Source organism: Thauera sp. DNT-1, from assembly GCF_055393985.1.
In genome coordinates this window covers 2,864,444-2,887,800 of record NZ_AP043752.1, presented here as the reverse complement: position 1 = coordinate 2,887,800, position 23,357 = coordinate 2,864,444, and the positions used below count along the sequence as shown (strand labels likewise).

Genomic DNA, 23,357 nt, shown 5'->3' with positions numbered 1-23,357 from the left:
GCCGGCACGGGCTGACAAGGAATCGCCACGATGCCTATCATGGGCAGATGAACAGGGATGCCTCCGCCCGCTCGCCTGCCCCCCAAAGCGACCTCGAACACGCGCCGCGGCGGGGCTTTCTGCGCGCGGTCGGCGCAGCGGTATTGCTGCAAGGACTTCCGGCGCGCGCGGAGGCCATGCCCATTCGCATCGGCCTGACCCCGGTCTTCCTCGACGACCAGATGCGCTTCGTGGGTCAGTGGCGGCAGTGGCTCGAGCGCAAGCTCGGGCGCGCGGTCGTCTTCGTGCAGCGCGGCAGCTACCGCGAGATCGTCGACCTCGTGCGCGCGCACAAGCTCGATTTCGCGTGGGTCTGTGGCTATCCCTTCGTGCGCTACCAGAACGAGATGACGCTGGTGGCGGTGCCGCTCTGGCGCGGTCAGCCAAGCTACCAGTCCTACATCATCGTGCCCGCGGACGACACCCGCAGCACGGCCTTGTCCGAGTTGCGCGGCAAGGTGTTCGCCTACTCCGACCCCGACTCCAACTCCGGCTACCTCTACCCCCGCTATGTGCTGACCACACAGGGCGAGGCGCCGGACAACTTCTTCGCCCGCAGCTTCTTCACCTGGGCGCATCGCAAGGTGGTCGAGGCGGTCGGGGTCGCCCTCGCCGATGGGGGGGCGGTAGACGGCTATGTCTGGGAGACCCTCGCCGAGTCCCACCCCGACCTGACGCGCGCGACCCGGATCATCGATCGCTCGCCCCCGCTGGGCTACCCGCCCTTCGTTGCGCGCGCGGACATCCCGGCCGACGAACTGAACCGGTTCCGCACCGTCCTGCTCGAGATGGCGGACGACCCCGGCGGGCTGGAGCTGCTGCGTCGCCTTCGCCTCGACGGCTTCACCGTCGGCGCACCCACGCTCTACGACGAGATCGCTGACATGGCCGCGCGCGTCAGCCACCCATGAACCGGCTCGCCGATCTCTCCCTGCGCTGGAAGATTCCGCTGCGGGTCGTGGGGGCCGTGCTCGGCACCGCGATCGCGGTGACGGTGGCGCTGGTCGCACGCGACTATGAGATCGTGCGCCAGAACCTCGAAGGCCACGCCCGCAGCATGGGGCGCGTGCTGGCGCACACGCTGGTCATGCCGGTGCTCCATGACGACATCTGGCGCGCGTACGAGATCCTGCAGTCGGCCCATGAACCCAACCCCGCCGCACCGGAGCTGCAGGCCCAGGTGGTGCTCGTCACCGATGCAGACTATCGCGTGTTCGTCTCCACCCGGCCGCGCACCTTTCCGATCGGATCAAGCGCAGCCACCCCGGGGGGTGCCTACGGGCTGCTGCGCGCAGAGCTATCGCACGGCGCCCCCGAGGACCAGCGCCTGCTGGAACCCGCCGACAGCCCGCTCTTCTTCGTGATGACACCGCTGATTTCGGACGGTGTCGCGCTCGGCCACGTCATCCTGGCTTATGCAAAGCCGGCCCTGCTGCCGCGCGTCGCGGGCCTGGTCGGACGGGCGGGCGGGGTGACGGTGCTGGTGCTGATCCTGTTGCTGCCGGTGTCCTGGGCCTGGGCCCAGCGCACCGCACGGCCGCTGCTGCGCCTGGCGGAGGCCATGAAGCAGCTCCCGCTCGAGGTCGAGGCCGCACGGCTGGCCGACCTGCCGGAGAGTCGCGACGAAATCGGCCAGCTCGGCGCGGCCTTCCGGCGCATGGTGGCCGAGATGCGCGTCAAGCAGGAGATGGAGCGCCAGATGCTGAGCTCCGAGCGGCTGGCAGCGATCGGCCGCCTGACCGCCGGCATCGCGCACGAGATCAACAACCCGCTCACCGGCATGCTCACCGCGCTCAACACCCTGCAGCGCCACGGGGGCGACGCCGAACGCACCGAACGCACGCTGTCGCTGCTGCAGCGCGGGCTGAGCCAGATCCGCAACACGGTCTGCGCGCTGCTGGTGGAGGCGAAGATTGCCGATCGGGACTTTGCGCCCGAGGACGTCGACGATCTGCTGATCCTGGTCGAGGCCGAGGCCCATGCGCGCGCGGTGCGCGTCGTCGTCGATGGACGCATCGCCGCGCCGGTCCCGCTACCGGCGACACTGCTGCGCCAGATCGTGCTGAACCTGCTCCTGAACGCGGTGACCGCCGCCGAGGCCGGGGGCATGGTCAGGCTTGACGTGCGCACGGCCGGGCGCGCACTGGCCGTCGCCGTCTTCAACGATGGCGCCCATATCGGCCAGGACGAGATGCCCTACCTGTTCGAGCCCTTCTCCAGCGGGCGCGAGAGCGGCCACGGGCTCGGACTGTGGATCGTGTATCAGATCACCCGCCAGCTCGGCGGAGAGATCCACGTCGAAAGCGCACCCGGCTCCACGACCTTCAGCATCGAGATTCCCTATGGCAACTCCTGACAGTACGCCGCAGCCGCGGATCTGCCTGATCGAGGACGACGAGATCATCGGCGAGTCCTTGTCCGACCGGTTCCGGCTCGAGGGCTTCGACGTGGACTGGTGCCGCACCGGCGCCGAAGCGAGGGATGCGCTCGCCACCCGGCGCCATGCGGTCGTGGTCAGCGACATCCGCCTGCCCGACTGCAACGGTGGCGACCTCTTTATCGAGCTCCTCGCCGAAGCCCCGGCGCTGCCGCCCTTCCTGTTCATGACCGCGTTCGGGGCGATTGAGCGCGCGGTCGCGCTGATCAAGGCAGGCGCCGCCGACTACATCACCAAGCCCTTCGATCCGGACGCTCTGGTCGCCAAGGTCTGTGCGCTCGCCGAGCGCTATGGGGTGGCCCGGACTGCCTCAGGACGCGACGAGCGTCTTGGCGTATCGCCGGCAATGGGCCGGATCGCCGAGAACATGCCTCGCTTGGCCCGGCATACCGAGTCCTTGCTCATCACGGGCGAGTCCGGGGTCGGCAAGGAGCATGTGGCACGCCTGTTCCATTACCATGCCGCCGGCGGCGAGGCGCCCTTCGTCGCGGTCAATTGCGCAGCAATTCCAGAGAGCCTGATCGAGTCCGAGTTGTTCGGCTACGAGAAGGGCGCATTCACCGGCGCGGCCAAGGCCCGGCGCGGTTACTTCGAACAGGCGCAGGGCGGCACGCTGTTCCTGGACGAGATCGGCGACATGCCGCTGTCGATGCAGGCCAAGCTGCTGCGCGTCCTGCAGGAACATCGGCTGCAACGCCTGGGCGGCGAGACGACGATTGCGGTGGACTTCCGCCTCGTCTGCGCCACCCACTGCGACCTCAAGGCGATGGTGGAGGAAGGCCGCTTCCGGGAGGACCTCTACTACCGCATCAACGTCATCCACCTGCGCATTCCGCCGCTGCGCGAACGCAAGGAAGACATCGTCTGGTTCATGCAGCACTTCGTCGAGGCCTTCAACCGCGCCCATCCGGAGGAAGCCCGGCGGATCGATCCGCGCACGCAGGAAGCGCTCGCGCGTTACCCGTGGTCGGGCAATGTGCGCGAACTCAAGCACGCCGTCGAGCGCGCCTGCATCCTGTCGCCGGGCCCGGTCCTCGGCGCCGACGCCTTCTTTGGCGAAGACCAGGACGTCGGCGCCGAAGCGCCGACCTCACGCCCGCTGGCGGATTACCTGATGGACTGCGAGCGCGATTACCTGCGCATGGTCCTCGAGCAGCACGGCGGGCACATGACCCACAGCGCCGAGGCACTCGGCATCACCCGCAAGACCCTGTGGGAAAAGATGCGACGCCTCGGGCTGCAGGCGCGCGACGACGCCTGAAGATGGCATCCCGAGGATCTCAGCCGCCGCACCTGGCCGAAACTTCGCTCAGCCGAAACGCCCGGTGATGTAATCCTCGGTTTCCTTCCTGACCGGCTTGGTGAAGATGTCGCCCGTCACGCCGTACTCGACCAATTCCCCCACGTACATGTAAGCCGTGAAATCCGAAATCCGCGCGGCCTGCTGCATGTTGTGGGTCACGATCAGAATGGTGACCTTTTCGCGCAACTCGGTGATCAGTTCCTCGATGTTCGCGGTCGCGATCGGATCGAGCGCGGAGGTGGGCTCGTCGAACAGCAGCAGCTCCGGATCGGTGGCCAGGCAGCGCGCAATGCAGAGCCGCTGTTGCTGGCCGCCCGACAGCGCGGTGGCGGGCTGCTGGAGGCGATCCTTGACCTCATTCCACAGGGAGGCGCCACGCAGTGCGCTTTCCACACGCCCTTCGATCACGCTGCGACTGCGCTCCCCCCGTACCTTGAGGCCATAGGCCACGTTCTCGAAGATCGACTTGGGAAACGGGTTCGGCTTCTGGAACACCATGCCGATGCGCATGCGAACCTCGATCGGGTCCACCTTGGGGTCGACGATATTGGTGTTGTCCGGATGGAAAACGATGGCGCCCTCGTAGCGGTTCCCGGGGTACAGATCGTGCATGCGGTTGAACGAGCGCAGCAGGGTCGACTTGCCGCAACCCGAGGGGCCGATGAGCGCGGTCACGCGCTTGTCCAGCACCGGAAGGTTAACCTTCTTGAGAGCGTGAAAGTCACCGTAATAGAAGTTGAAATCGCGGGTTTCCGCCTTCAGTTCGGTTTTCAGTTCAGTTTTGGCCATGAGGGCGTCTCTGGATCAGTTTTCGGAGTCGGGCAGCGTCGCTTACCAAGCGATGCTCTTGCGCAGGCGATAGCGGAGCCAGATCGCAAGTGCATTCATCAGCAGGGTCATCAGCACCAGGATCAGACCTGCCGCGGCCGCGTTCTGCTGGAATGCCTCTTCGGGGCGCGAGGTCCAGTTGAACATCTGGATCGGCATCACGGTGAAGCCCGACCACAGCCAGTCGAAGTTGATGAACGGCGCCGTGGAGGAGATCGGCGACGCGGGCAGGAAGGCGATGAAGGTCAGGGCACCGATCGTGATGATCGGCGCGGTTTCGCCAATCGCTCGCGACAGGCCGATGATCACGCCGGTCATGATGCCGGGAGTCGCGTAAGGCACCAGATGGTCGCTGACCACCTGCCACTGGGTCGCGCCGCAGCCATACGCACCTTCGCGCACATGAACCGGAATCGCGCGCAGCGCCTCGCGCGTGGCGACGATGATCACGGGCAGGATCAGCAGGCCGAGCGTCAAACCCGCCGTCAGCACGCTCTGGCCAAAGCCGAACATGTAGACGAACACGCCCAGGGCGAGCAGGCCATAGACGATGGACGGCACGCCGGCGAGGTTGGTCACGTTGATCTCGATGATGTCGGTGACCAGATTCTTCGGGGCGTACTCCTCGAGATAGACGCCTGCCGCCACGCCGAGGGGAACGGCCGACAAGGCGGTCACGAGCATGACCAGCAGCGAGCCGACCCACGCCGACAAGATGCCCGCATTTGCCGCCCGACGCGACGGAAAGCTGGTGAAGAAGTCCGGGTTCAGGCGCTCCCATCCGTTGATCACCATCTGGCCGAACAAGGTCACGAAGGCCAGCACCCCGACCGTCAACGCCAGGAAGCCGGCAACTGCGAAGATCAGGTCCCAGCGGCGGTTGCCTCGGATGATGCCGCGGATCGAAGCGATGTCTTGATTGTTCATTCTCAGGAATCCGGTATCAGTAGGCTTCGCGATAACGACGGCGAATCAGGTGCCCCATGATGTTGAAGAACAGGGTCAGCAGCATCAGGCTCAGACCAGCAGCGAAAATCGACTGATATCCGATCGAACCATGCGGCAGGTCGCCCATTGCGACTTGCACGATGTAGGCCGAAATCGTCTGCGCCGGCTGCGTCGGATCCATGGTGAAGTTCGGCTGCATGCCTGCAGCAACCGCCACGATCATGGTCTCGCCGACTGCACGCGAAATCCCGAGGATGTAGGCCGAAAGCACGCCGGAAATCGCGGCCGGCAGGACCACCCTCACGGCAGTCTGGAAGCGCGTGCTGCCCATCGCGTATGCACCCTCGCGCAGGCTCATCGGCACCGCCCGCATCGCATCCTCGGAGAGCGAACTGATGTACGGAACGATCGCGATGCCCATCACGAGACCCGCTGCGAGCATCGAGAAGCCGGGCAGGGACGGAAAGAAGTATTGCAGAACGGGCGAAACGACCGTCAGCGCAAAATAGCCATAAACGATGGTCGGGACACCACCGAGCAACTCGAGAAACGGTTTGACGATCTCACGCACACGAGGTGAGGCAAACTCGGAAATGTAGATGGCGATCACCGTGCCTAGCGGCACCGCGACCGCAAGCGCGACCAGGGACGTGGTTACGGTGCCGAGCAGCAAGGGCAGGATGCCGTAGCGCGGCGTCGAGAACAGCGGCGTCCACATCGTGTCGGTGAGGAAATCCCACACCGGGACGTGTTCGAAAAAGTGATACGACTCGAAGATCAGGATCCAGATGATCCCGATGGTCGTCAGGACTGAAACCGAGGCGGCAAGAAAGAGTACGAGTTCGATGGCACGCTCGCGCACATTGCGCGAAAGCTTTCTCGACAGGCGCTCGCTGACCGTAGTGGTGTGCATGGACGACATGTCCATCCTCATGACTCGGGATCCAGGCACGGCTCCCTCCAAGGGTGAAAAACTGCCCGGACGGGAAAGCCCCCATCCAGGCAGTTCGGAGAATCAAGGATCAGAGCTTGGCTTCGCGCGAGATCAGCTCTTCGATCGTCACGCCCACGTCGGCATGGCCGCCGAACACCGTGCCGAGCTTCTTGCTCTTCATGTGCTCCATGTTGGCCTCATAGGCCTTGGCCGGCAGCGGCACGTACTTGACTTCCGAAGTGAGCGCCGGGGCGTTCTTCATGTAGAAATCGACGAACTGGCGCACCTCGGCGCGCTCGAGCGCCTTCGCCGAGACGTAGATGAAGATCGGACGGGCCAGCGGGTTGTACGAACCATCGATCACGCTCTTCTCGGACGGCAGCACGGCCTCGCCCTTGGCATTGACGATCGCCACGGCCTTCAGCTTGCCCTGGTTCTCGGCGTAGTAGGCGTAGCCGAAGTAGCCGATCGCGTTGACATCACGCGACACGCCCTGGACGAGAACGTTGTCGTCCTCGGAGGCGGTGTAGTCGCCACGGGAAGCCTTGGACTTGCCGTTGATGGCCTCGGTGAAGTAGTCGAACGTACCGGAGTCGGAACCCGCACCGAAGAGGTTGAGCGGCGCATCCGGGAAGGACGGGTCGACCTGGTTCCAGTTCGAGACCTTGCCCTGGGCATCCGGCTCCCACATCTTCTTGAGCTGCGCGACGCTGAGCTGGGTGATCTTGCTGTTCGGATTGACGACGACGGTCAGCGCATCGAAGGCCACCGGCAGTTCGTAGTAGGTGATCCCTTCCTTGGCGCAGTCCTCCATTTCCTTCTTCAGGATCGGGCGCGATGCGTTGGCGACGTCGATCTCACCGCGGCAGAACTTCTTGAAACCGCCACCGGTCCCGGAAATGCCCACGGTGACCTTGATCTCGCCCTTGACCGACTTCTGGAAATCTTCCGCGACGGCCTCGGTGACCGGGTACACGGTGCTGGAGCCGTCAACCTTGACCAGCGATTCGGCTTGGACCGACGTCGCGGCGAGCGCGAGGAATGCAGAAGCAAGAACGGTTCGTTTCATCGATTTCTCCGAAAGTTATGCACGAGGCCAGGCGCAAGAAACGGCACCTGTAGCACCACGCCGAATGCTAGCGGCGCAATGTTTCAGAAAAATGAATCGTCACAAACACTGCAATCATGGGCGTCGCGGGAGAGGCTCGATCGAGCACGAGGATGACTCGGCGAGCCGATTCGGGCGCGTGCCCGGGCGGCTTCGAAGCGCACACTGAGCGCAACGCGGTCGGAGAAGCAGCCATGCGCCGCGGGCATTCACGGCAGTTGGAAACTGGAACCTGGCCACCCCGGGGACTGCAGATCGAACTGGAGCTGGCACAGGACGCACGAGCCCCGACAGTTCGGTCACGGAAGGCAACGCTCGAACGGGAGCGAGGACGGGCTGAGCTCACACCGGCTCGGTCACAGCGTGGTCGCGGTTCGGCCACGGGATGAGCACAAAACAAAACGGGCCAGGTCCGCAAAGACCTGACCCATTGAATTGTTTGGCGCGCCCGAGACGATTCGAACGTCCGACCCCTGCCTTCGGAGGGCAGTACTCTATCCAGCTGAGCTACGGGCGCGTGGTGTCCGGACGAAGCGCCCGAACAAGGCGCGGAAGCATAGCCCGCTTCGGCGGCAAAGTCCATGGCGCGCTGCCACAATGGTTTTTAGCCCGCTATAATCCCCGCTTTAGACCCTGTCTTGCGCCACCGTCCGAGGATCAAAGCATGTCGAACCCACGCCCCCTGCGGCCCGCCCGCCTCGCAATGCCCGTCGCCCTGGTTGCAGCCGCGCTGCTGGCCGGCTGTGGCGACTCGGGCAAGGTCGATGAAGAACTCCGCGCCACGCTGATCCAGCCGGTCGCCCGTGTCGAGATCCAGGCCGTGACCATCACGCCGGGAACCCGCACCGGCGAGCAGATCTACAAGTCGATCTGCGCCGCCTGCCACGACGCCGGCGCGGTGGGTGCGCCGAAGACCGGCGACGCCGCGGCCTGGGGACCCCGCCTGGCGCTCGGCCACGACGGCCTGACCGCCTCGGCGATCGCCGGCAAGAACGCCATGCCCCCGCGCGGTGGCGGCAGCGACCTCACGGACACCGAGGTGAAACGCGCCGTGGCCTACCTCGCGAACCTCGCCGGCGCCGGCTATACCGAGCCGCCGGTCGAGCAGTAATCCGCGGGCTGCGTCGCAGCCGTCGGCCAAGTCAGGAAAGGCAGCCTCCGCGGCTGCCTTTTTTGCGCCTGGGGCCCCGGCCTGCAGCAGACCCCTATCGCGCCCTTTCCTGTCGGGGCGCCACAAGCGAGCGGCCGCTCAAGCCTTGTCGCGGTTCTCGAACATCGCCATCAGGTTCGCCAGCCGCGCCTTGCCTTCTTCCTTCGTCACCGGCTGTGCGGTCTTGCGGTCGTTCATCTTGATGTCGCCGCCCATCTCGGCGATGAAGCGGCTCGGCTCGCAGGTGCGGAACTCCTTGCCCGACTTGCGCCGCTCGCACCAGGTCAGGTTGAGGCTGCGTTGCGCGCGGGTGATGCCGACGTACATCAGGCGGCGCTCTTCCTCGACCTTGTCCTCGTCGATGCTGCTCTGGTGCGGCAGCAGGCCCTCCTCGACGCCGACCAGGAACACATGCGGAAACTCCAGGCCCTTGGATGCGTGCAGGGTGGCCATCTGCACGCCGTCGAAGTCGGGGTCTTCCTTGTCGAGCATGGACATCAGCGCGATGGTCTGGGTGAGCTCGAGCAGGTTCTTGCCGTCCTCCTCGCCCTTGCGGCCAAGCCAGCCGACGAAATCGCGCACGTTGCTCCACTTCGACTCGGCCTCGCGCGTGTCGCAGTGCTCGAACAGCCAGGCCTCGTAGCGGATCGCGCCGAGCAGGTCTTCGAGCAGCTGCGCGGCGGGCTCGCGCGGGGCGCGGTACTGCAGACGGTTGATGTAGGCGGCGAACTCCTGCACGCCCTGCAGCTGCTTGGCGTTGAGGTGCTGGGTGAGGCCTTCCTCGAACACCGCGGTGAACAGGCTGGTGTGGCGATGCCCGGCGTAGGCGCCGAGCGCCTCGATGGTGGCGGCGCCGATGCCGCGGCGCGGCGTGGTGATGGCGCGGATGAAGGCGAGGTCGTCGTCCTCGTTGACCAGCAGGCGCAGCCAGGCGATGAGGTCGCGGATCTCGGCCTTGTCGAAGAAGCTCTGCCCGCCCGACATCACGTAGGGGATGCGGTGGTTGCGCAGCTGCTGCTCGATGAGGCGGGCCTGGTGGTTGCCGCGGTAGAGGATGGCGTAGTCCTTGAAGCGGGTGCGGTGCTCGAACTTGTGCGCGGTGATCTTGGTCGCCACCCACTCGGCCTCGTGCTCGGCGTCGCGGCAGTTGGTGACGACGATCTGCTCGCCCTGGCCGTGCTCGGACCACAGGCGCTTGTCGAAGAGCTTCGCGTTGTTGGCGATGACGGTGTTGGCGGCTTCGAGGATGCGGCGTGAGGAGCGGTAGTTCTGCTCGAGCTTGATCACCTTCAGCTTGGGGTAGTCCTGCTGCAGCAGCTTCAGGTTCTCGACGTCGGCGCCGCGCCAGGCGTAGATCGCCTGGTCGTCGTCGCCCACCGCGGTGAAGGCGCCGCGCACGCCCGACAGCAGCTTGAGCAGCCGGTACTGGGCGCGGTTGGTGTCCTGGTACTCGTCCACCAGCAGGTAGCGCAGCTTGTTCTGCCAGCGCTCGCGCACCTCGGGGTGCTCGTCGAACAGGCGCACCGGCAGCGAGATGAGGTCGTCGAAATCCACTGCCTGGTAGGCGCGCAGGGTGCGCTCGTATTCCTTGTAGAGCCTGGCGGCGACCGAGGCGATCTCGTTGTCGGCGAGCTGCGCGGCCTCCTCGGGCGTGATCATCGCGTTCTTCCACGACGAGATCTGCCACTGCATCTGCTTGGCGATGCCCTTGTCGCTGTCGCCGGCGACGTCCGAGACGATCTGCACGGTGTCGGAGGCGTCGAGGATGGAGAACTGCGGCTTCAGCCCGCAGTGCTTGGCCTCCTGGCGGATGATGCGCACGCCGAGCGCGTGGAAGGTGCACACGGTGAGCCCGCCCGGCACGCGCCCGCCCATGATGTGGGCGACGCGCTCCTGCATCTCCTTGGCGGCCTTGTTGGTGAAGGTGATCGCGGCGATGTTGGCCGCGCCGATGCCGCACTCGTTGATCAGGTGCGCGATCTTGTGCGTGATCACCCGCGTCTTGCCGCTGCCGGCGCCGGCCAGCACCAGGCAGGGGCCGTCGAGATAGCGGATCGCTTCGCGCTGGGGCGCGTTGAGGAGGGCGGACATCGTGAGCTGGATCGCAGAAAAGCAAAGCCGCCCGGCCGGGCGGCGTGGGGATCGATTCTAGCCGATCGGGCGTGCGGCCCGGCGAGTGCCGGCCGGACGGCGCCGGATGCGCGGCCACCGGGCGCTCGCCCAAGGTCGCCTGCGCCCGCCTGGCGAGGCGCTCACAGGTTTTCCTTGCGCCGCAGCACCAGCGGACGCCCATCGTGGGACTTCTTCACCAGCCAGGTGGCGAGTGCCGAGTCCATGTAGTCGGCGTGGCCGGGGAACCAGTCCATCAGCGCCTGCGCGAGCTCGCGCGCGATCTCCACCTCGCCCTTGGCGACGAGCTCCTGCACCTCGCGCACCGACGCCATCACCTTGGCGTGCTCGTCGATGTGGCAGTCGCCACCGGTGGGGAAATCGGCCGCGGAGAGCCAGGCGTCCTCCTGCGCGAAGTGCGCCTCGGCGTGGCGGGCGAAGGCCTCGAGCGCGGCGGGGATCTCCGCGTCGCTCGCGCGCAGCAGCGCATCCACACAGTCCACGAACTCGCGATGGGTGTCGTCGATCGTGCGATGCCCGAGCAGGAATCGGTCACTCCAGGTAAACACGGGGGGGCTGGTCATTGCGGTCTTGCCTCGGATCGAATGTCGGAAAACGGGTGCAGGGACGCCGGTCGCGCGTCCCCGATGCTTGAAGTCTAGCAAGACGGGCACCTTTGCAGGCAGCGCCTGTCCGACCGGTCGAAGGTGACAAGCCCCGGGCGCTCGCTCAAAATCGCCCGTAAAGCGCCTGCCGCCGCGCAGTTCAACCGTTCCGGACCCCGCCATGAAGCTCAAGATCGCCGCCGCCGTCGCGGTCCTCGTCCTCGCAGTCGCCGGCTTCTTCGTGTTCACCCAGAAGCCCGCCGCCCCCGACGTGGCCTTCTCCACGCTGCAGGGGCAGAGCTTCCGCACTGCCGACCTGCGCGGCAAGGTAGTGCTGGTGAACTTCTGGGCCACGACCTGCACCACCTGCATCAAGGAGATGCCGGCGCTGAAGGCGACGCAGGAGAAGTTCGAGGCGCGCGGCTACCGCACCGTGGCGGTGGCGATGGACTACGACCCGCCCGCCCAGGTCGCCGCCTTCGTCGAGCGCAGCGCCCTGCCCTTCACCTTCGTGCTCGACCGCGACGGCAGCATCGCGCGTGGCTTCGAGGGCGTGCGCCTGACCCCGACCAGCTACGTCCTCGACAAGCACGGCAGGATCGTGCAGAAGATCCTCGGCGAACCCGACTTCGACAAGCTGCACGGCCTGCTCGAACAGCTTCTCGCCGAACCCGCCTGACCGGGAAGCCCACGCACCCCATGCCCACGATCCGCGCCACACTGCACGCCACCCTCGCGGCCAGCCTGCTGCTCGCCCTGCTCCCGCCCGCCCACGCCCAGCGCGCCGGCAACATCGGCGGCTGCGACATCCGCCGCGGCACGCTGTGCACCAACCTCAACCTCAACGGGGCAAACCTCGAAGGGGTGAATCTGGCCAACTCGCAGTTCACCCGCTCGGATCTGTCCGGCGCCAACCTGCGCGGCGCCACCTTGAACGAAGCCAACTTCTCCCAGGCCGAGATGGCAGGCGCGACGCTGGACAAGGCCTCGATGCTGCGCGCCAACCTGCGTGGCGCACGCCTGACCGGCGCCAGCTTCAAGGAAGCCGACCTGCGCAACGCCATCCTGCAGAACGCCGACCTGCACGACGCCGATCTCACCGCCGCCCAGCTCGGCGGCGCCGACCTGACCAACGCCCGCGCCGAGCGCAGCCGCTTCGATGGCGCCGAGCTCACCCGCAGCAACCTGCGCGCCGCCAAGCTCGCGGGCGCGTCCTTTGTCGGCGCCAACCTGCTGGGGGCGAACTTCACCCGCGCCCAGCTCAGCAACGCGGACCTCACCGGTGCGAACCTGGATCAGGCGATCTTCCTCAACGCGCAGACGGACGGGTGCAAGGGCTGTCCGTAGGCGGGGCTCTCGCAGGTCGGGACGGATCGACGCGGGCTTCCACGGCGACGGCGGCGCCGGGAACGCGCGCGGCGGTCGACCGGCGGCCGCGATCGCGACTTGCGTCGCTCCTACGGCGCGGCTTCGGAAGCGTGATGACTTCTGATCGGCGAGGTTTTTCGGCGCCCTGATGCGCGCAGGCGCGAGGCCTTGGGGCCGGGGTGGCGCTCGCCAACTTCAGGAGCGCCGAGGCGGAGGGCGTCGCGGGGGAAACAAGGCGACGCATGTCCGAGGAGCGCAGCGACGAGTTTGCGTCGCCGCCCCCGCGGCGTCCGCCGCCGAGGGCAGCCCCGAGCGAAGCGAGGGGCCGCGAGTGCAGGCGGCGAGCGCCACCCCGGCCCCAAGGCCGGACCGGAGCCGCGAAAGCCCCGGCGCAGCGAGCCCCGGGGCGGAGCGAAGCCGCGACGCCCCGAGCCAGCGAAAACCCCGGGGCCACGCCACCCGCGGGGGTTGGCGCCCCGGTCCGACCTGCGTCAGCGCGAAGCCGTCGCCCGGCCAGCCGCGGGAGTCTTCTCAGATATCAATTACAGCGCTTTTTGCAAAAATAGCCCATGAAAGGGCTTGCTTTTACATTGATACGAGCTAAAAAAGACATAGGTACGTGCAACGAAATTCAGAATTACACACATCTCTGCAACCTCCTTGAAATGCCAGTACGGAAAATTCCAAAGAACTTTCGCAACGTGACCGGCATTGCCGCATCGAGTAAGGCCGTAGGACCGGCGGAGTTCGAGTCTACTCTTGAACGGGACTTCCTGGCACTGCTCGATTTTTCCCCCGACGTCGCGCGCTACGAAGTCCAGCCAGTGCGCATTGAGTGGTCGGACGGGACAAAGAAGGGCGCACGTCGCTACACACCTGACGTCCTGGTTGAGTTCGTTCCGGAACTGCAGCGGCGACCATGGTTGTGCGAAGTCAAGTACCGCGCCGATCTCGCGAAGGACTGGGCGACACTGCACCCCAACTTCAGGCGGGGTGTTCGTTACGCCAAGCAACACGGTTGGCGATTCCGACTGATCACGGAAGTCGAGGTGCGAACACAACGGCTCACCAACATCCGCTTCCTCGCGCCCTTCGGGCGCCGGAACATTCCGCAGGAAGATATCGAAACGGTTCTGGCTGCGATAGCTGCGGAACGCAGGAGCACGCCAGCCGCAGTTCTACAGGCGCTGAGCTCGAGCGTGTGGCGCCAAGCCGAATATGTCCCAGCCCTCTGGCATCTTGTCGCACGTCACCAGATCGGTATCGATCTGGAAGCCGAAATCACCATGCAGTCTCCAATCTGGAGCATATCGTGAGCAAGAACGTGCTCCCGCCTGTTGTCCTGGATTACGGCACGGAGGTCTTCTACCGGGGGCGGCGCCACACCATCCAGCAGGAGTCGCAGGACTTCAGGACAGTGGTTCTGCGTGAGCACGAGTCGGGCAAGCTGCTTCAAGCGCCAATCGACGATCTCAGTTCCGTCGAGGCCCTGCCTGAGGCGACGCAATCGGATATCCACGCTCGTGATGAGCAGCAGCAGCAGGACGCCGAACGCAAGTTCGAGTGCATCAAACCCTTGCTGGATAACTCGCAGCGTTCCACTCAGTACGTTCACCTCCGCGCGGAAGAATTGGGTCTTCATTTCGTCACCCTTTACCGATGGCTCAAGCTGTTCGAGACAACCGGGAAAGTCTCCGTTTTCCTGCGCAAAACGCGCCGGGACAAGGGGCAAGCGAAGCTTGCGCCCGAGGTCGATAAGATTGTCAACGACACGATCGAATCCTTCTACCTCACTCCCCAAAAACGGAAACCTTCGAAGGTGATCCGCGAGATCGAGAAGCTATGCGCCAAAGCGGGACTGAAAGCGCCTCATGGAAACACCGTTCGCCAGCGAATCAAGGCACTCGATGCCTTCAAGAAGACCAAGGCTCGCGAGGGCAGCAAGGCGGCCCGGGACGGCTACGCACCGATCAAGGGGCCGTTCCCCGGCGCGGACAAGCCCCTGTCCGTAGTCCAGGTTGACCACACCCTCGTCGACATCATCCTCGTTGACGACATCCACCGCCTACCGATCGGACGCCCATGGCTCACGCTGCTGATCGACGTGTTCTCGCGCATGGTGCTCGGGTTCTACATCTCATTCGACCCGCCGGGCAATCTCTCGCTAGGCTTGTGTCTCACGCAGGCTTTTTTGCCGAAAGAGAAGTGGCTCGCGAAGCAGGGAATCGAGACCGCCTGGCCGTGCTGGGGCGTCCCGCGCACCATCCACGCGGACAACGCCAAGGAATTCCGCGGGAACATGATGAGAATGGCCTGCAAGGAATACGGCATCGATCTGGAGTGGCGCCCTGTGGCCACACCCCATTACGGAGCGCACATCGAGCGGCTGCTGGGTACGCTGAATGACGAGATCCATTCCGCCCCTGGCACCACCTTCTCCAACCCCCGCCAGCGAGGCGAGTATGACTCGGATGCCCGCGCGGTCATGAGCCTGGCGGAGTTCGAAAAGTGGTTCACGATCTTGTGCGTCGAGATCTATCACCAGCGTATGCACTCCGAGCTGGGCATGCCACCGATCGCCAAGTGGCAAGAGGGCGTTTTGGGCACCAAGAAGGAGCCCGGCATTGGCGTTCCCCCTCGGATCACCGACGAACTGCGTCTCAAGCTCGATCTCATGCCCTACGAAACCCGGACGGTGCAGCACTACGGCATCATCTGGGACCATATCGAGTACCAACACGATGTGCTGCGCCGCTGGATCAACTCCACCGATCCAGATAACCCGAAGAACAAGCGGCTGTTCCTGTGCCGCCGGGATCCCCGCGACATCAGCACGATTTGGTTCTACGATCCCGAAGTCGAACAGTACTACGCGATCCCTTACCGAAACACCTCGCACCCCGCAATCAGCATCTGGGAGCTGAGAGAAGCGAAGAGGCGTGCCCTGGAAGAGCAACCCAAGGTTACCGTCGACGAAAACCTCATCTTCTCCGCCTACGACAAGATGCAGTCCATCGAGCAAAGTGCCCAGAAGCTCACCAAGAAGATGCGACGCAACCAACAGCGCCGTCGCCTGGGGCTTTCGAACGCACGCGAGCACCTTCCGGCATCGACGGCTCCTCAAGTCATTCCGCAATCCGTGGCACCATCCCAGCCCAAGGTCTCCATCGTGCCGTTCGAGGAGGTCGACGACATGGCGGACTCGGGGGACCGAGATGGGTGACGACGCCTCCCATCTCCTACAGAAGGCTGCCGAATACCTTGCGCGCACCGATCAGGAACGGATCGCCTACATCCGCTCGCCGCGCTGGATCGGCTACCCACGCGCCCAGAAGGTGCTCAAGCAGCTCGAAACGCTGCTGAGCTACCCGGCATCACACCGGATGCCGAACCTGCTCATCGTGGGCGACACCAACAATGGCAAGACCATGCTGGTTAAGCGCTTCTGCGGGCAGCACAAGCCAAATGACAACCCCTCGGGAGAAGCCGCTGTGGTGCCGGTTCTGTTCGTACAGGCACCTCCAGTTCCAGATGAAGGGCGGTTCTATAACGCGATCCTGGAGCGCTTGTTTGCAACGTACAAACCGGGCGATCGCGCCGACCGAAAGCAGTTCCAGGCGATCAAGCTGCTGCGGGAAGTGGGCTTGAAGATGCTGATCATCGACGAGATTCACCACATACTTGCCGGATCGATGGCGAAGCAGAAGGCGTTTCTGAACGTGATCAAGTATCTCGGCAACGAGCTCGAAGTCCCCATCGTCGGGGTCGGTACGCGGGACGCCTTCCGGGCCATCCAGACCGATCCTCAGCTCTCCAACCGATTCGATCACGCCCTGTTGCCGCGCTGGGGCAATGACGACGACTTTCTGCGCCTGCTCGCCACCTTTGAGCGCGTCCTCCCCTTGCGTTACCCGTCCGTGCTGATCGAAGGCTCGCTAGCCGACAAGATCTACTCGATGAGCGAAGGATACCTGGGCGAGATTTCCCGTTTGCTCGTGAATGCGGCTGTTGCAGCGGTTGAACGTGGACAGGAGCGAATCGATAAGCGAATCCTCGACAGTATCGACTGGGTGCCACCTTCCGAGCGCCGCAAGGAGCCGAGGGAGTGACATGCCACGTGACCACTTGTGGCCGGCGCACCCCCACCCCTTTCCGGACGAACTGCTGTCGTCCTGGATCGTGCGGATCGCCCACGCCAACGCGATCAAGCTGCAGACCTTGTCCTGGCAGTTGTTCGGAAACGAGAGATCGCCCTGGAACCGGGATATCGATCGCTCCGCACCTCCATGGTTGCTTCGCACCCTTTGCACGCACACGGGATGCAACTATTGGGACGCGTTCCATGCGACCTTGGTGACCTATCGAGGACGGCTGTACCCCAGGCGCCGGACCAGCGGTCGGTTGAGCTGGGTCTTGCCGATCAAAGGCCACGGCATGCGAAGAACAGCCTCCAGCCTGCAGTTCTGCCCCGCATGTCTGGCGGGCGATCCCATTCCTTACTTCAGGAAGACGTGGCGCCTCGCGCTCTACACGTACTGCCCCGAGCACCAGTGCGCGCTCTACGATGAATGCCCGACCTGTCATAGCCCCGTTACTCCGCATCGGGGTGATTTCGGACGGGAACTGGCGGACGCCCGTCCCATGCATGCCTGTGCCACGTGCGGCACTGACCTCCGCGAGGTCCCATGCCATCCGGAGACATTCCCCACCGAGTCACTCCAAGCGTTCTCCGGGGCCATGCTGCGATCCATCATGCCAGCAGCGAATACGGCCCATCGGTTCGACCTCGGCTTCTTCAGAGTCCTGCACCATCTCTGCGGCATGATCTGTTCGAAATCGAACAATGGTTTGCTGCTGCGACACCTGGCGACCACGCTCGGACACGCGGAAGTACCCCTGCTGCCGGAAGGTAGGATCGGCATCGAGGACCTCCGGCGCGACACGCGTCATCTGGTGCTCATGTGCGGTCTCTGGTTGGTGGAGGATCTGGAGCAGCGCCTCACGGAGGCCTGGAAGGACAAGGCGATCCGGTATAACCTGATGCTGAAGGGGTTTCAGAGGCCACCGAGATGGTACGGTGACATCGTGCAGTCACTCTCGAACTGGCGGTCGATCAGGCGCTGATGCGCAGAGCAGGCTCCTTGTGCGGTTGCTACATAATCCCGGGACAATCTGGCCTACTGGCTAGCGACAACGGGCACTTTGAACTTCTAGCTGGCAGTTCGCTCCAGCGTTGAGCCTGGGCCGAATGGATATCGATTGAATCAGCTTTGGATTCTCATCGCCTGCCCAAATCAGCGTGACCAACTCGGGGGGCTGTCCAGGCGTTGATGGCTCGCCTCGGACACCTAGGTCCGAGCGGTAAAGATATTGAAGAGAGGCGCTTGTCAGATCCTTGAAAAGGACAACCCGCGCGCGGGGGCTTGCGTGTAGTTTGCCAACCTGCCCTCCCCCGTGTTCATACGTGATCGCGACTTTTCCATCGACGGGCGCCTCGATCACGATCCTTGCGTTGATGGAACCCCACTGAGATTGGGCGTCGACCGGAGAGGTGGCGAACTCGAAGCGGGATTCCGTCGCAACAATTTTGTACCGCTCATCAGCGTCGACCGGCGGCACAAGGTTCGCGATCGCATCCCTCACGAGGGCAATGGCGCGTTGGTCGATCAACAGCTGATTGGCAACCTCACGGGACCGTTCAGACCCACGCTGAACCAGCGTCAAGACGTCGGAGATCAGATAGATGAGACCGCCGCCAATGACCATGGCGATCAGTAGCTCCAAAAGGGTGAAGCCTGCTTCCTCCGTGCGAATTCGATGACCCTTCATCGAACCACTCCAACACGGTAGACCTCGAGTGAGACGATCGGCTGGATTCGCTCCTCGAAGACGTCAACGCGCACACGGCGCAGCACAAAGGGGCTTGCGGCGCCTTGCGCGCCGGCACCGGCACCGGTTTCCGCTTGATCGATTGTTGCCGCCCACGCAAATGATCCGTCTCGCCCCTCGAAGCGACCGTCCATATCGTGAGCAATCACCGTGTGGATCTCGATCTGACTTTGCGCCACCCGGAGAGCCGCTGAACGCGAGGCGTCAGCGTGCGTTCGATCAAGGTTCGTCACCATCGTGGGGAGCAGTATCCCGAAGAACAGGGCGGCCACAGCGAGTGCGACCAATATCTCGAGCAGGCTGAAGCCCGCCTGTACACGCATGGCGCTAGTCAAGGGTCGAGGTGCCTGTCAGAGGATCGATGTGAATGCGCACGCGCCCCTTACCCACTGCAAGTTCAATCACCTCCCCGCTGGACGATCCGTCCGCAAAAAAAGTGACGCCGACTGCGGGCCCTTTCGATCCGATGCAAGACCCAGGGACGGCCGAGTCTTCGTTTAATCGAACGGATGCTGCCTGTCGAGGTGCAGTCAGCTCGTTGCAGGGGATGTTTACGCTGCTGCCCGTCTTCAGGGCGTGCAGACGCGCCATTCTCAGTTGATGCTCAACATGATCTGTCGCGCGCTGCAGCCGTCGCCCATCACCAGGTATCGCTTGAGCACCAACGGTCGCGAGCAGACCAATCAGCACAATGACTACCAAGAGTTCGAGCAAGGTCAAGCCACGCTCATTGCTTGTCCCAATTGCCGATATCGGAGTCTTCGCCACTGCCGCCTTCCTTGTCGTCTGCCCCGAACGAGAAAACGTCCACCGCGCCGTGCTTGCCGGGGATTCTGTAGCGATAGGGGCGTCCCCACGGATCAATCAGATGCTGTTGCTTGAGTGTGGTCACCCAATTTGATGTTCCGATGATCACGTAGCGCGATGGCGTGTCGAGGCACGCCGTCGAATGGAAACGCCGCCCGGTGACGCTGAGGGGCGGCGTTTGTGCTGTGCGCCCAGCATGGGCGCGATCTTGGAGGTGAAAGTCCTCCCACAAGCTGACCACGGCGAATGAAGCGAAGCGCAACTGCATGAGGGTGACCGAGTGTGGGGAGGAAGCGTGGAGCGAAACCGCGGGCCGATGGACAAGAACCGGATATGAGGCGATGCCGAGCAGGGCGAGCGGGCAACGAACCGCAAAGCCCTCGTGGTCAAAGCGAGGTGGCGTAAATCCGGCGGTCGTGCGGGGAAGGATCGCGTTCTTACCTGGGGAGACCTCGCCTTGTGGCTGAAAGGCCAACGGTGTTGAGCCGGAGCGAGGAGTCAGCAGCGGCCATAGTAGCTGCCTGTCAGGAGCGAAGGGCCAAAGGAACAGGAGAAGGTGCCCTGTGGTTCTCGGAGGCGGAGTGTCTCAGATGTTCGCTTTGCGAAGCTCGCCCATAGGTTGCCAAGGGTGAAACCCAAGGCTTGTAGGCAGCGAGAAACCGTTTCCGGCGGATCAAAGACAAGCGGCTTCAGGCGGGGTGCAGGAATTTGCTCCTGTGTCTCGACCTCAACTATTCCAACCGCCCGGTGCGGACCCGCATGCCGGGTGGTGTGGGAGGGGTCGGCCAGATAATCTGGCCGCCCCTATCCCGATTGAGCACGGTTCAGAACGGTGGATCGTCCGGGTAGGCCGAGCGGAACAGGTCGGGCTGGACGAAGTCGGGTGCGACGAGGTGCTCGCGCGATCGCTCGTGGTAGTAGCGCTCGATCTGGCCGAGGTAGTGGGACTCGAAGAGCATGACGAAGTCGTGGAGTACGCCCTGAAGGGCCACGGCCGCCTCATCGGGCAATTCGGGCCACGACAGCGGTGCGCTCGGGGGGTGGTTGTGCATGATGACGTTCCGGTGGGGGGTCAGCGCCGGGCCGAGGCACGGCGTGGGGCGACGATCTCGGGCGGGGCAAAGACGTCGAGGTAGAGCTTCTCGTCGAGCTGAGGCAGGTCGCGGTGGGCGGCCACCGCGAGCAGCTCGGCGGCCATCGTGGTGAGGATGCGGTAGTTGCCGACGGCGTGATCGCACAGGGTGTGCATGAGGGCGGTGCTCATCAGGCTGGCATTGCCCGCCGCACTCACCAGATGCTGCAGGCAGGCGAACAGCTCCTCGCGACTGGCCGCCTCGGTGGCGAGCCGGGTGCGGATGCGCGAACCGAGCGGGATGAGCTCCTCGCGGCGCAGCTTCTCGGGCAGGCGCGCGTCGCCGGCGAGCACCACGCACAGGAGCGCTTGCGAATCGAACTTCGCGCTGGCCATCAGGCGCAGCTCCGAGAGCACCGCCGGGCTCATCTCCTGGGCCTCGTCGATGAGTAGCACCGGGCGGCGCCGGGTCGATTCCAGATGGGCGAACCAGGCCTCGCGCAGCGCCTTGAAGCCGCCCCAGCGGTTGTGCGGACGCAGCGGCACGCCAAAAAGATCGCCCATCTCGCGATAGAAGTCCGCGAGGTTGCTCTGCGGATGGGTGATCGCGCCGACGGTGAGATCGGGCAGCCGTGCCAGGCGCTCGGCCAGCAGACGCAGCGCCACGCTTTTGCCGGTGCCCGGGTCACCGTGGATCATCGCGAAGCCACCCTCGCCGATCAGCCCCTGCGCGATGCGCCAGCAGAAGTGCTCGAGGCGCGCGGGCACATGAATCGCCTCGGTAGGCACCTCGGTCGTGAAGGGGTGCCACTTGAGCCCGTAGAGGGCGAGCAGTTTGGTGTTCATGCGAGGTCCTGTGCGGCGGGGGAAGTGGGGACAGGCAGATAGGCTGGCGGCAAGCCGGTGGCGGCGTAGTCGGCGAGCAACTGAGTGAGCAATGGCGCCATGCCCGCAGGCGGCAGCGGCGACAGATCGACCGTGCTCGGTGCGCGCGGCCGGCGCGTACGCTCGGCGTTGGCGGATTTATCGAGCGGGGTGATCGGGCACAGCACGGCGCCGGTGTGCGGATCGACGAGATCGACCCGGGTCAGATCCCAGCGCGCGTAGCGCAGGTGCACCACGGCCAGCGCGTGGTAGCGCGCCGGGATCTCGAAGCGCTGCCCGTGCAGGGTCACGGTGCCGTCGGCGCGCCGCTGGCGTCGTGGCGCCTCGATGCGGAAGGCGTCGGCGAGCACCGTGGGGGTGGGACAGTCGCGGCGCACGTTGGGGCCGACCAGATAGCGCGCGAGCGGCGTGGCGCCGATCTCGCTGTGCTCGGTACGGTGATATTCCTGCTCGACCCAGGCCTGGGTCGCCTGGTTGAGCAGCGCCAGCGTGAGCGCGGGCTCGCCCTCGAGCATGGGCATCAGCCGCCCCTCGACGCGGCCCCAGAACGACTCCTGCTTGGCGTTCTGGTAGGGCGAGTACGGCAGCGTCGTCTGGTGCAGCACCCCCAGGCGGTTCAGGCCCGATACCGTCTCGTCGGCGAGCATGGCCGCGCCGTTGTCGGTCATCAGCGCACGCGGCAACCCACGCTTCATGAAGGCCTGGGACAGACCATGGACGAGGCTCTGCGCGCTCTCGTCCAGATACCACTGCAGGTGGCAGACCAGGCGCGAGCGATCGTCCAGGATGCCCAGCAGGAAGGGCTTCTCCCAGGTGCCGGCGCGGGTGAGCACGCGGCGCGCGCCGTGGTGGAAGTCCAGGTGCCACAGCGCCGAGACATGGTCGAGCTCGAAGCTGCGCACCTCGCGGTGCTCGAGCCGGTCGCGCGCGAGCACCGCGCCCGCGCTCGTGCGCTTCGGGGCCGCCTGACGGAACATCCCCTGGGCCTTGAGGTAGCGGCGCACCGTTGGGTAGGACGGCACGGTCAGCCCGCTGCCCGAGAGCGCGGCGCGCAGATTGTCGAAGTGCAGTTGCGCGGTCCAGCCCGGGTGTTCGCGGTACTGCTGCACCAGGGCGTCGATGACGCCCGGCGCCAGGCTCGCGAAGCGGCCCCGGGGGCGTGGCCGGTCGCGCAGCGCCGCGATCGGGTCGGCGGCGCTGCGCGCGGCGTAGTACCAGCGCTCGATCGTCGACAGCCCGAAGCGTACGTCCTGGCCGCTGATGGGATGGCGCCAGGTGTGGGCGGAGAGCGTGGTCAGCGCACCGTGCACCTCGCCCGGCGCGGGCGGTGCGGCCAGCAAGGGGCCGATGATCGAGAAGCGCAGCCGCGCCCAGCGGTCGCGTTGCGGGGGATCGGTCGGTGTGCTCAAGAGGGTCTCCCGGTTCGGGCGCACCGGGGGGTGGCGCCACTGGGAGTGCAGGCTACGAAGCCTCGGGTTCGGTGGCGATCTGCATCCTCTGCGGGAACTCAACGCCCCTCGGGCAGCGTGACCGCGCGCACCGTGAGCGGCGCCAGAAAGCGCAGCAGCCGCTGCAGCGCCTCGGTGGCCTCGCCGGCAAAGCGTGCGAGCAGTTCGCCCGGCAGCCCCTGGGGCGACACCGGGGGCATGAAGCGGGCGCACATCGCCTGCCACAGCGGCGTGTGCATGAAGCCCTCACGCCACCACCGTCGCCAGCGGGTGAGCGTGCGCAGCGGCACCGCGAGCGCCTCGCACAGCCTCGCCGCCGCTGTGTTCTGCCCGGCATGCCGGGCAGAACACAGCACCACTACCAAGCCCAGATACACGCGCCGGCCCAGAAAGCGCACCGACATCGAGGTCGTGCGCCGGCGGCAAC

General features: G+C 65.1%; 24 protein-coding genes and 1 tRNA gene. 10 read left to right on the top strand and 15 right to left on the bottom strand.

Going from position 1 to position 23,357, the window contains the following annotated elements:
* Nucleotides 1–47 precede the first annotated feature (47 nt).
* From ACZ5PP_RS13295 to ACZ5PP_RS13285, 3 genes are read left to right on the top strand one after another with little or no spacing between them, the layout of a single operon-like run.
* On the top strand, nucleotides 48–950 hold the full coding sequence (locus ACZ5PP_RS13295; RefSeq protein WP_012584422.1) for a substrate-binding domain-containing protein: 903 nt from the start codon (nucleotides 48–50) through the stop codon (nucleotides 948–950).
* Complete coding sequence (locus ACZ5PP_RS13290; RefSeq protein WP_004307153.1) at nucleotides 947–2,395, top strand: sensor histidine kinase; 1,449 nt, start codon at nucleotides 947–949, stop codon at nucleotides 2,393–2,395. Before ACZ5PP_RS13295 ends, ACZ5PP_RS13290 begins: the two co-directional genes overlap by 4 nt.
* Nucleotides 2,382–3,737, top strand: a complete 1,356-nt coding sequence (locus tag ACZ5PP_RS13285) for a sigma-54-dependent transcriptional regulator (protein ID WP_004307151.1) — start codon at nucleotides 2,382–2,384, stop codon at nucleotides 3,735–3,737. The genes ACZ5PP_RS13290 and ACZ5PP_RS13285 overlap by 14 nt, the downstream gene beginning before the upstream one ends.
* Before the next feature lie 48 nt (nucleotides 3,738–3,785).
* Here ACZ5PP_RS13285 and pstB read toward each other — a convergent pair whose 3' ends face one another.
* The 5 genes from pstB to ACZ5PP_RS13260 form a co-directional block, all read right to left on the bottom strand.
* Nucleotides 3,786–4,568: a phosphate ABC transporter ATP-binding protein PstB gene (gene pstB / locus ACZ5PP_RS13280; RefSeq protein WP_004307150.1), complete on the bottom strand. Its 783-nt coding sequence runs from the start codon at nucleotides 4,566–4,568 to the stop codon at nucleotides 3,786–3,788.
* Nucleotides 4,569–4,610: 42 nt separating this feature from the next.
* On the bottom strand, nucleotides 4,611–5,534 hold the full coding sequence (gene pstA, locus ACZ5PP_RS13275; RefSeq protein WP_004307148.1) for a phosphate ABC transporter permease PstA: 924 nt from the start codon (nucleotides 5,532–5,534) through the stop codon (nucleotides 4,611–4,613).
* A 16-nt stretch (nucleotides 5,535–5,550) separates the two neighbouring features.
* Nucleotides 5,551–6,483 (bottom strand): phosphate ABC transporter permease subunit PstC, encoded by a 933-nt coding sequence (gene pstC / locus ACZ5PP_RS13270; RefSeq protein WP_004307147.1) that lies wholly within the window; start codon nucleotides 6,481–6,483, stop codon nucleotides 5,551–5,553.
* A gap of 94 nt (nucleotides 6,484–6,577) precedes the next feature.
* Nucleotides 6,578–7,558 (bottom strand): PstS family phosphate ABC transporter substrate-binding protein, encoded by a 981-nt coding sequence (locus tag ACZ5PP_RS13265; protein WP_464826151.1) that lies wholly within the window; start codon nucleotides 7,556–7,558, stop codon nucleotides 6,578–6,580.
* Nucleotides 7,559–8,037: 479 nt separating this feature from the next.
* Nucleotides 8,038–8,114: transfer RNA gene (locus ACZ5PP_RS13260), tRNA-Arg, on the bottom strand.
* Between the two features lie 147 nt (nucleotides 8,115–8,261).
* On the opposite strand from ACZ5PP_RS13260, the gene ACZ5PP_RS13255 reads away from it, so the two are divergent.
* Complete coding sequence (locus ACZ5PP_RS13255) at nucleotides 8,262–8,708, top strand: c-type cytochrome (protein WP_012584316.1); 447 nt, start codon at nucleotides 8,262–8,264, stop codon at nucleotides 8,706–8,708.
* Between the two features lie 138 nt (nucleotides 8,709–8,846).
* Here the strand turns inward: ACZ5PP_RS13255 and ACZ5PP_RS13250 are convergent, their stop codons facing one another.
* Nucleotides 8,847–10,838, bottom strand: a complete 1,992-nt coding sequence (locus ACZ5PP_RS13250; protein ID WP_043741961.1) for a UvrD-helicase domain-containing protein — start codon at nucleotides 10,836–10,838, stop codon at nucleotides 8,847–8,849.
* 161 nt (nucleotides 10,839–10,999) lie between these two features.
* On the bottom strand, nucleotides 11,000–11,440 hold the full coding sequence (locus ACZ5PP_RS13245; RefSeq protein WP_043741958.1) for a bacteriohemerythrin: 441 nt from the start codon (nucleotides 11,438–11,440) through the stop codon (nucleotides 11,000–11,002).
* Nucleotides 11,441–11,642: 202 nt separating this feature from the next.
* Between ACZ5PP_RS13245 and ACZ5PP_RS13240 the strand changes: the two genes are divergently transcribed.
* From ACZ5PP_RS13240 to ACZ5PP_RS13215, 6 genes are all read left to right on the top strand, one after another.
* Complete coding sequence (locus ACZ5PP_RS13240) at nucleotides 11,643–12,140, top strand: TlpA family protein disulfide reductase (RefSeq protein ID WP_043741957.1); 498 nt, start codon at nucleotides 11,643–11,645, stop codon at nucleotides 12,138–12,140.
* Between the two features lie 20 nt (nucleotides 12,141–12,160).
* Nucleotides 12,161–12,808 (top strand): pentapeptide repeat-containing protein, encoded by a 648-nt coding sequence (locus ACZ5PP_RS13235; protein WP_012584313.1) that lies wholly within the window; start codon nucleotides 12,161–12,163, stop codon nucleotides 12,806–12,808.
* 590 nt (nucleotides 12,809–13,398) lie between these two features.
* Nucleotides 13,399–14,145, top strand: coding sequence for a TnsA endonuclease N-terminal domain-containing protein (locus ACZ5PP_RS13230; protein ID WP_324539635.1), 747 nt, complete (start codon nucleotides 13,399–13,401; stop codon nucleotides 14,143–14,145).
* A complete protein-coding gene (locus tag ACZ5PP_RS13225; protein WP_324539637.1) occupies nucleotides 14,142–16,052 on the top strand; it encodes a transposase family protein in 1,911 nt (636 codons plus the stop codon). The genes ACZ5PP_RS13230 and ACZ5PP_RS13225 overlap by 4 nt, the downstream gene beginning before the upstream one ends.
* On the top strand, nucleotides 16,045–16,938 hold the full coding sequence (locus tag ACZ5PP_RS13220; protein WP_454458179.1) for a TniB family NTP-binding protein: 894 nt from the start codon (nucleotides 16,045–16,047) through the stop codon (nucleotides 16,936–16,938). Before ACZ5PP_RS13225 ends, ACZ5PP_RS13220 begins: the two co-directional genes overlap by 8 nt.
* Before the next feature lies 1 nt (nucleotide 16,939).
* Nucleotides 16,940–17,953, top strand: a complete 1,014-nt coding sequence (locus ACZ5PP_RS13215; protein WP_464826150.1) for a TniQ family protein — start codon at nucleotides 16,940–16,942, stop codon at nucleotides 17,951–17,953.
* A 60-nt stretch (nucleotides 17,954–18,013) separates the two neighbouring features.
* Here ACZ5PP_RS13215 and ACZ5PP_RS13210 read toward each other — a convergent pair whose 3' ends face one another.
* The 8 genes from ACZ5PP_RS13210 to ACZ5PP_RS13175 all read right to left on the bottom strand — a co-directional run bounded on the left by ACZ5PP_RS13210 (nucleotide 18,014) and on the right by ACZ5PP_RS13175 (nucleotide 23,334).
* Nucleotides 18,014–18,658 (bottom strand): PulJ/GspJ family protein, encoded by a 645-nt coding sequence (locus tag ACZ5PP_RS13210; RefSeq protein WP_464826149.1) that lies wholly within the window; start codon nucleotides 18,656–18,658, stop codon nucleotides 18,014–18,016.
* The gene (locus ACZ5PP_RS13205; protein WP_464826148.1) at nucleotides 18,655–19,041 is read right to left on the bottom strand and encodes a prepilin-type N-terminal cleavage/methylation domain-containing protein; all 387 of its coding nucleotides are present in this window, start codon (nucleotides 19,039–19,041) and stop codon (nucleotides 18,655–18,657) included. The genes ACZ5PP_RS13210 and ACZ5PP_RS13205 overlap by 4 nt, the downstream gene beginning before the upstream one ends.
* Nucleotides 19,042–19,045: 4 nt before the next feature.
* Nucleotides 19,046–19,438: a prepilin-type N-terminal cleavage/methylation domain-containing protein gene (locus tag ACZ5PP_RS13200; RefSeq protein ID WP_464826147.1), complete on the bottom strand. Its 393-nt coding sequence runs from the start codon at nucleotides 19,436–19,438 to the stop codon at nucleotides 19,046–19,048.
* Nucleotides 19,439–19,445: 7 nt separating this feature from the next.
* Nucleotides 19,446–20,000 carry a type II secretion system protein GspG gene (locus ACZ5PP_RS13195; RefSeq protein WP_464826146.1) on the bottom strand — a complete coding sequence of 185 codons (555 nt, stop codon included), beginning with the start codon at nucleotides 19,998–20,000 and terminating at the stop codon, nucleotides 19,446–19,448.
* Between the two features lie 349 nt (nucleotides 20,001–20,349).
* The gene (locus ACZ5PP_RS13190) at nucleotides 20,350–20,577 is read right to left on the bottom strand and encodes a hypothetical protein (protein ID WP_464826145.1); all 228 of its coding nucleotides are present in this window, start codon (nucleotides 20,575–20,577) and stop codon (nucleotides 20,350–20,352) included.
* A 20-nt stretch (nucleotides 20,578–20,597) separates the two neighbouring features.
* The gene (locus ACZ5PP_RS13185; RefSeq protein ID WP_464826144.1) at nucleotides 20,598–21,443 is read right to left on the bottom strand and encodes an ExeA family protein; all 846 of its coding nucleotides are present in this window, start codon (nucleotides 21,441–21,443) and stop codon (nucleotides 20,598–20,600) included.
* Entirely contained in the window at nucleotides 21,440–22,891 is a 1,452-nt protein-coding gene (locus tag ACZ5PP_RS13180; RefSeq protein ID WP_464826143.1) for a DDE-type integrase/transposase/recombinase, read from the bottom strand. The genes ACZ5PP_RS13185 and ACZ5PP_RS13180 overlap by 4 nt, the downstream gene beginning before the upstream one ends.
* Nucleotides 22,892–22,989: 98 nt before the next feature.
* Nucleotides 22,990–23,334: a hypothetical protein gene (locus ACZ5PP_RS13175; protein ID WP_464826142.1), complete on the bottom strand. Its 345-nt coding sequence runs from the start codon at nucleotides 23,332–23,334 to the stop codon at nucleotides 22,990–22,992.
* Between the last annotated feature and the right edge of the window lie 23 nt (nucleotides 23,335–23,357).

What these genes read in the sequence shown, in the direction of transcription:
- ACZ5PP_RS13295 (WP_012584422.1), top strand. Translation starts at nt 48, where the DNA reads ATGAACAGGGATGCCTCCGCCCGCTCGCCTGCCCCCCAAAGCGACCTC.
- ACZ5PP_RS13290 (WP_004307153.1), top strand. Translation starts at nt 947, where the DNA reads ATGAACCGGCTCGCCGATCTCTCCCTGCGCTGGAAGATTCCGCTGCGG.
- ACZ5PP_RS13285 (WP_004307151.1), top strand. Translation starts at nt 2,382, where the DNA reads ATGGCAACTCCTGACAGTACGCCGCAGCCGCGGATCTGCCTGATCGAG.
- pstB (WP_004307150.1), bottom strand. Translation starts at nt 4,568, where the DNA reads ATGGCCAAAACTGAACTGAAAACCGAACTGAAGGCGGAAACCCGCGAT.
- pstA (WP_004307148.1), bottom strand. Translation starts at nt 5,534, where the DNA reads ATGAACAATCAAGACATCGCTTCGATCCGCGGCATCATCCGAGGCAAC.
- pstC (WP_004307147.1), bottom strand. Translation starts at nt 6,483, where the DNA reads ATGGACATGTCGTCCATGCACACCACTACGGTCAGCGAGCGCCTGTCG.
- ACZ5PP_RS13265 (WP_464826151.1), bottom strand. Translation starts at nt 7,558, where the DNA reads ATGAAACGAACCGTTCTTGCTTCTGCATTCCTCGCGCTCGCCGCGACG.
- ACZ5PP_RS13255 (WP_012584316.1), top strand. Translation starts at nt 8,262, where the DNA reads ATGTCGAACCCACGCCCCCTGCGGCCCGCCCGCCTCGCAATGCCCGTC.
- ACZ5PP_RS13250 (WP_043741961.1), bottom strand. Translation starts at nt 10,838, where the DNA reads ATGTCCGCCCTCCTCAACGCGCCCCAGCGCGAAGCGATCCGCTATCTC.
- ACZ5PP_RS13245 (WP_043741958.1), bottom strand. Translation starts at nt 11,440, where the DNA reads ATGACCAGCCCCCCCGTGTTTACCTGGAGTGACCGATTCCTGCTCGGG.
- ACZ5PP_RS13240 (WP_043741957.1), top strand. Translation starts at nt 11,643, where the DNA reads ATGAAGCTCAAGATCGCCGCCGCCGTCGCGGTCCTCGTCCTCGCAGTC.
- ACZ5PP_RS13235 (WP_012584313.1), top strand. Translation starts at nt 12,161, where the DNA reads ATGCCCACGATCCGCGCCACACTGCACGCCACCCTCGCGGCCAGCCTG.
- ACZ5PP_RS13230 (WP_324539635.1), top strand. Translation starts at nt 13,399, where the DNA reads ATGAAAGGGCTTGCTTTTACATTGATACGAGCTAAAAAAGACATAGGT.
- ACZ5PP_RS13220 (WP_454458179.1), top strand. Translation starts at nt 16,045, where the DNA reads ATGGGTGACGACGCCTCCCATCTCCTACAGAAGGCTGCCGAATACCTT.
- ACZ5PP_RS13215 (WP_464826150.1), top strand. Translation starts at nt 16,940, where the DNA reads ATGCCACGTGACCACTTGTGGCCGGCGCACCCCCACCCCTTTCCGGAC.
- ACZ5PP_RS13210 (WP_464826149.1), bottom strand. Translation starts at nt 18,658, where the DNA reads ATGAAGGGTCATCGAATTCGCACGGAGGAAGCAGGCTTCACCCTTTTG.
- ACZ5PP_RS13205 (WP_464826148.1), bottom strand. Translation starts at nt 19,041, where the DNA reads ATGCGTGTACAGGCGGGCTTCAGCCTGCTCGAGATATTGGTCGCACTC.
- ACZ5PP_RS13190 (WP_464826145.1), bottom strand. Translation starts at nt 20,577, where the DNA reads ATGCACAACCACCCCCCGAGCGCACCGCTGTCGTGGCCCGAATTGCCC.
- ACZ5PP_RS13185 (WP_464826144.1), bottom strand. Translation starts at nt 21,443, where the DNA reads ATGAACACCAAACTGCTCGCCCTCTACGGGCTCAAGTGGCACCCCTTC.
- ACZ5PP_RS13175 (WP_464826142.1), bottom strand. Translation starts at nt 23,334, where the DNA reads ATGTCGGTGCGCTTTCTGGGCCGGCGCGTGTATCTGGGCTTGGTAGTG.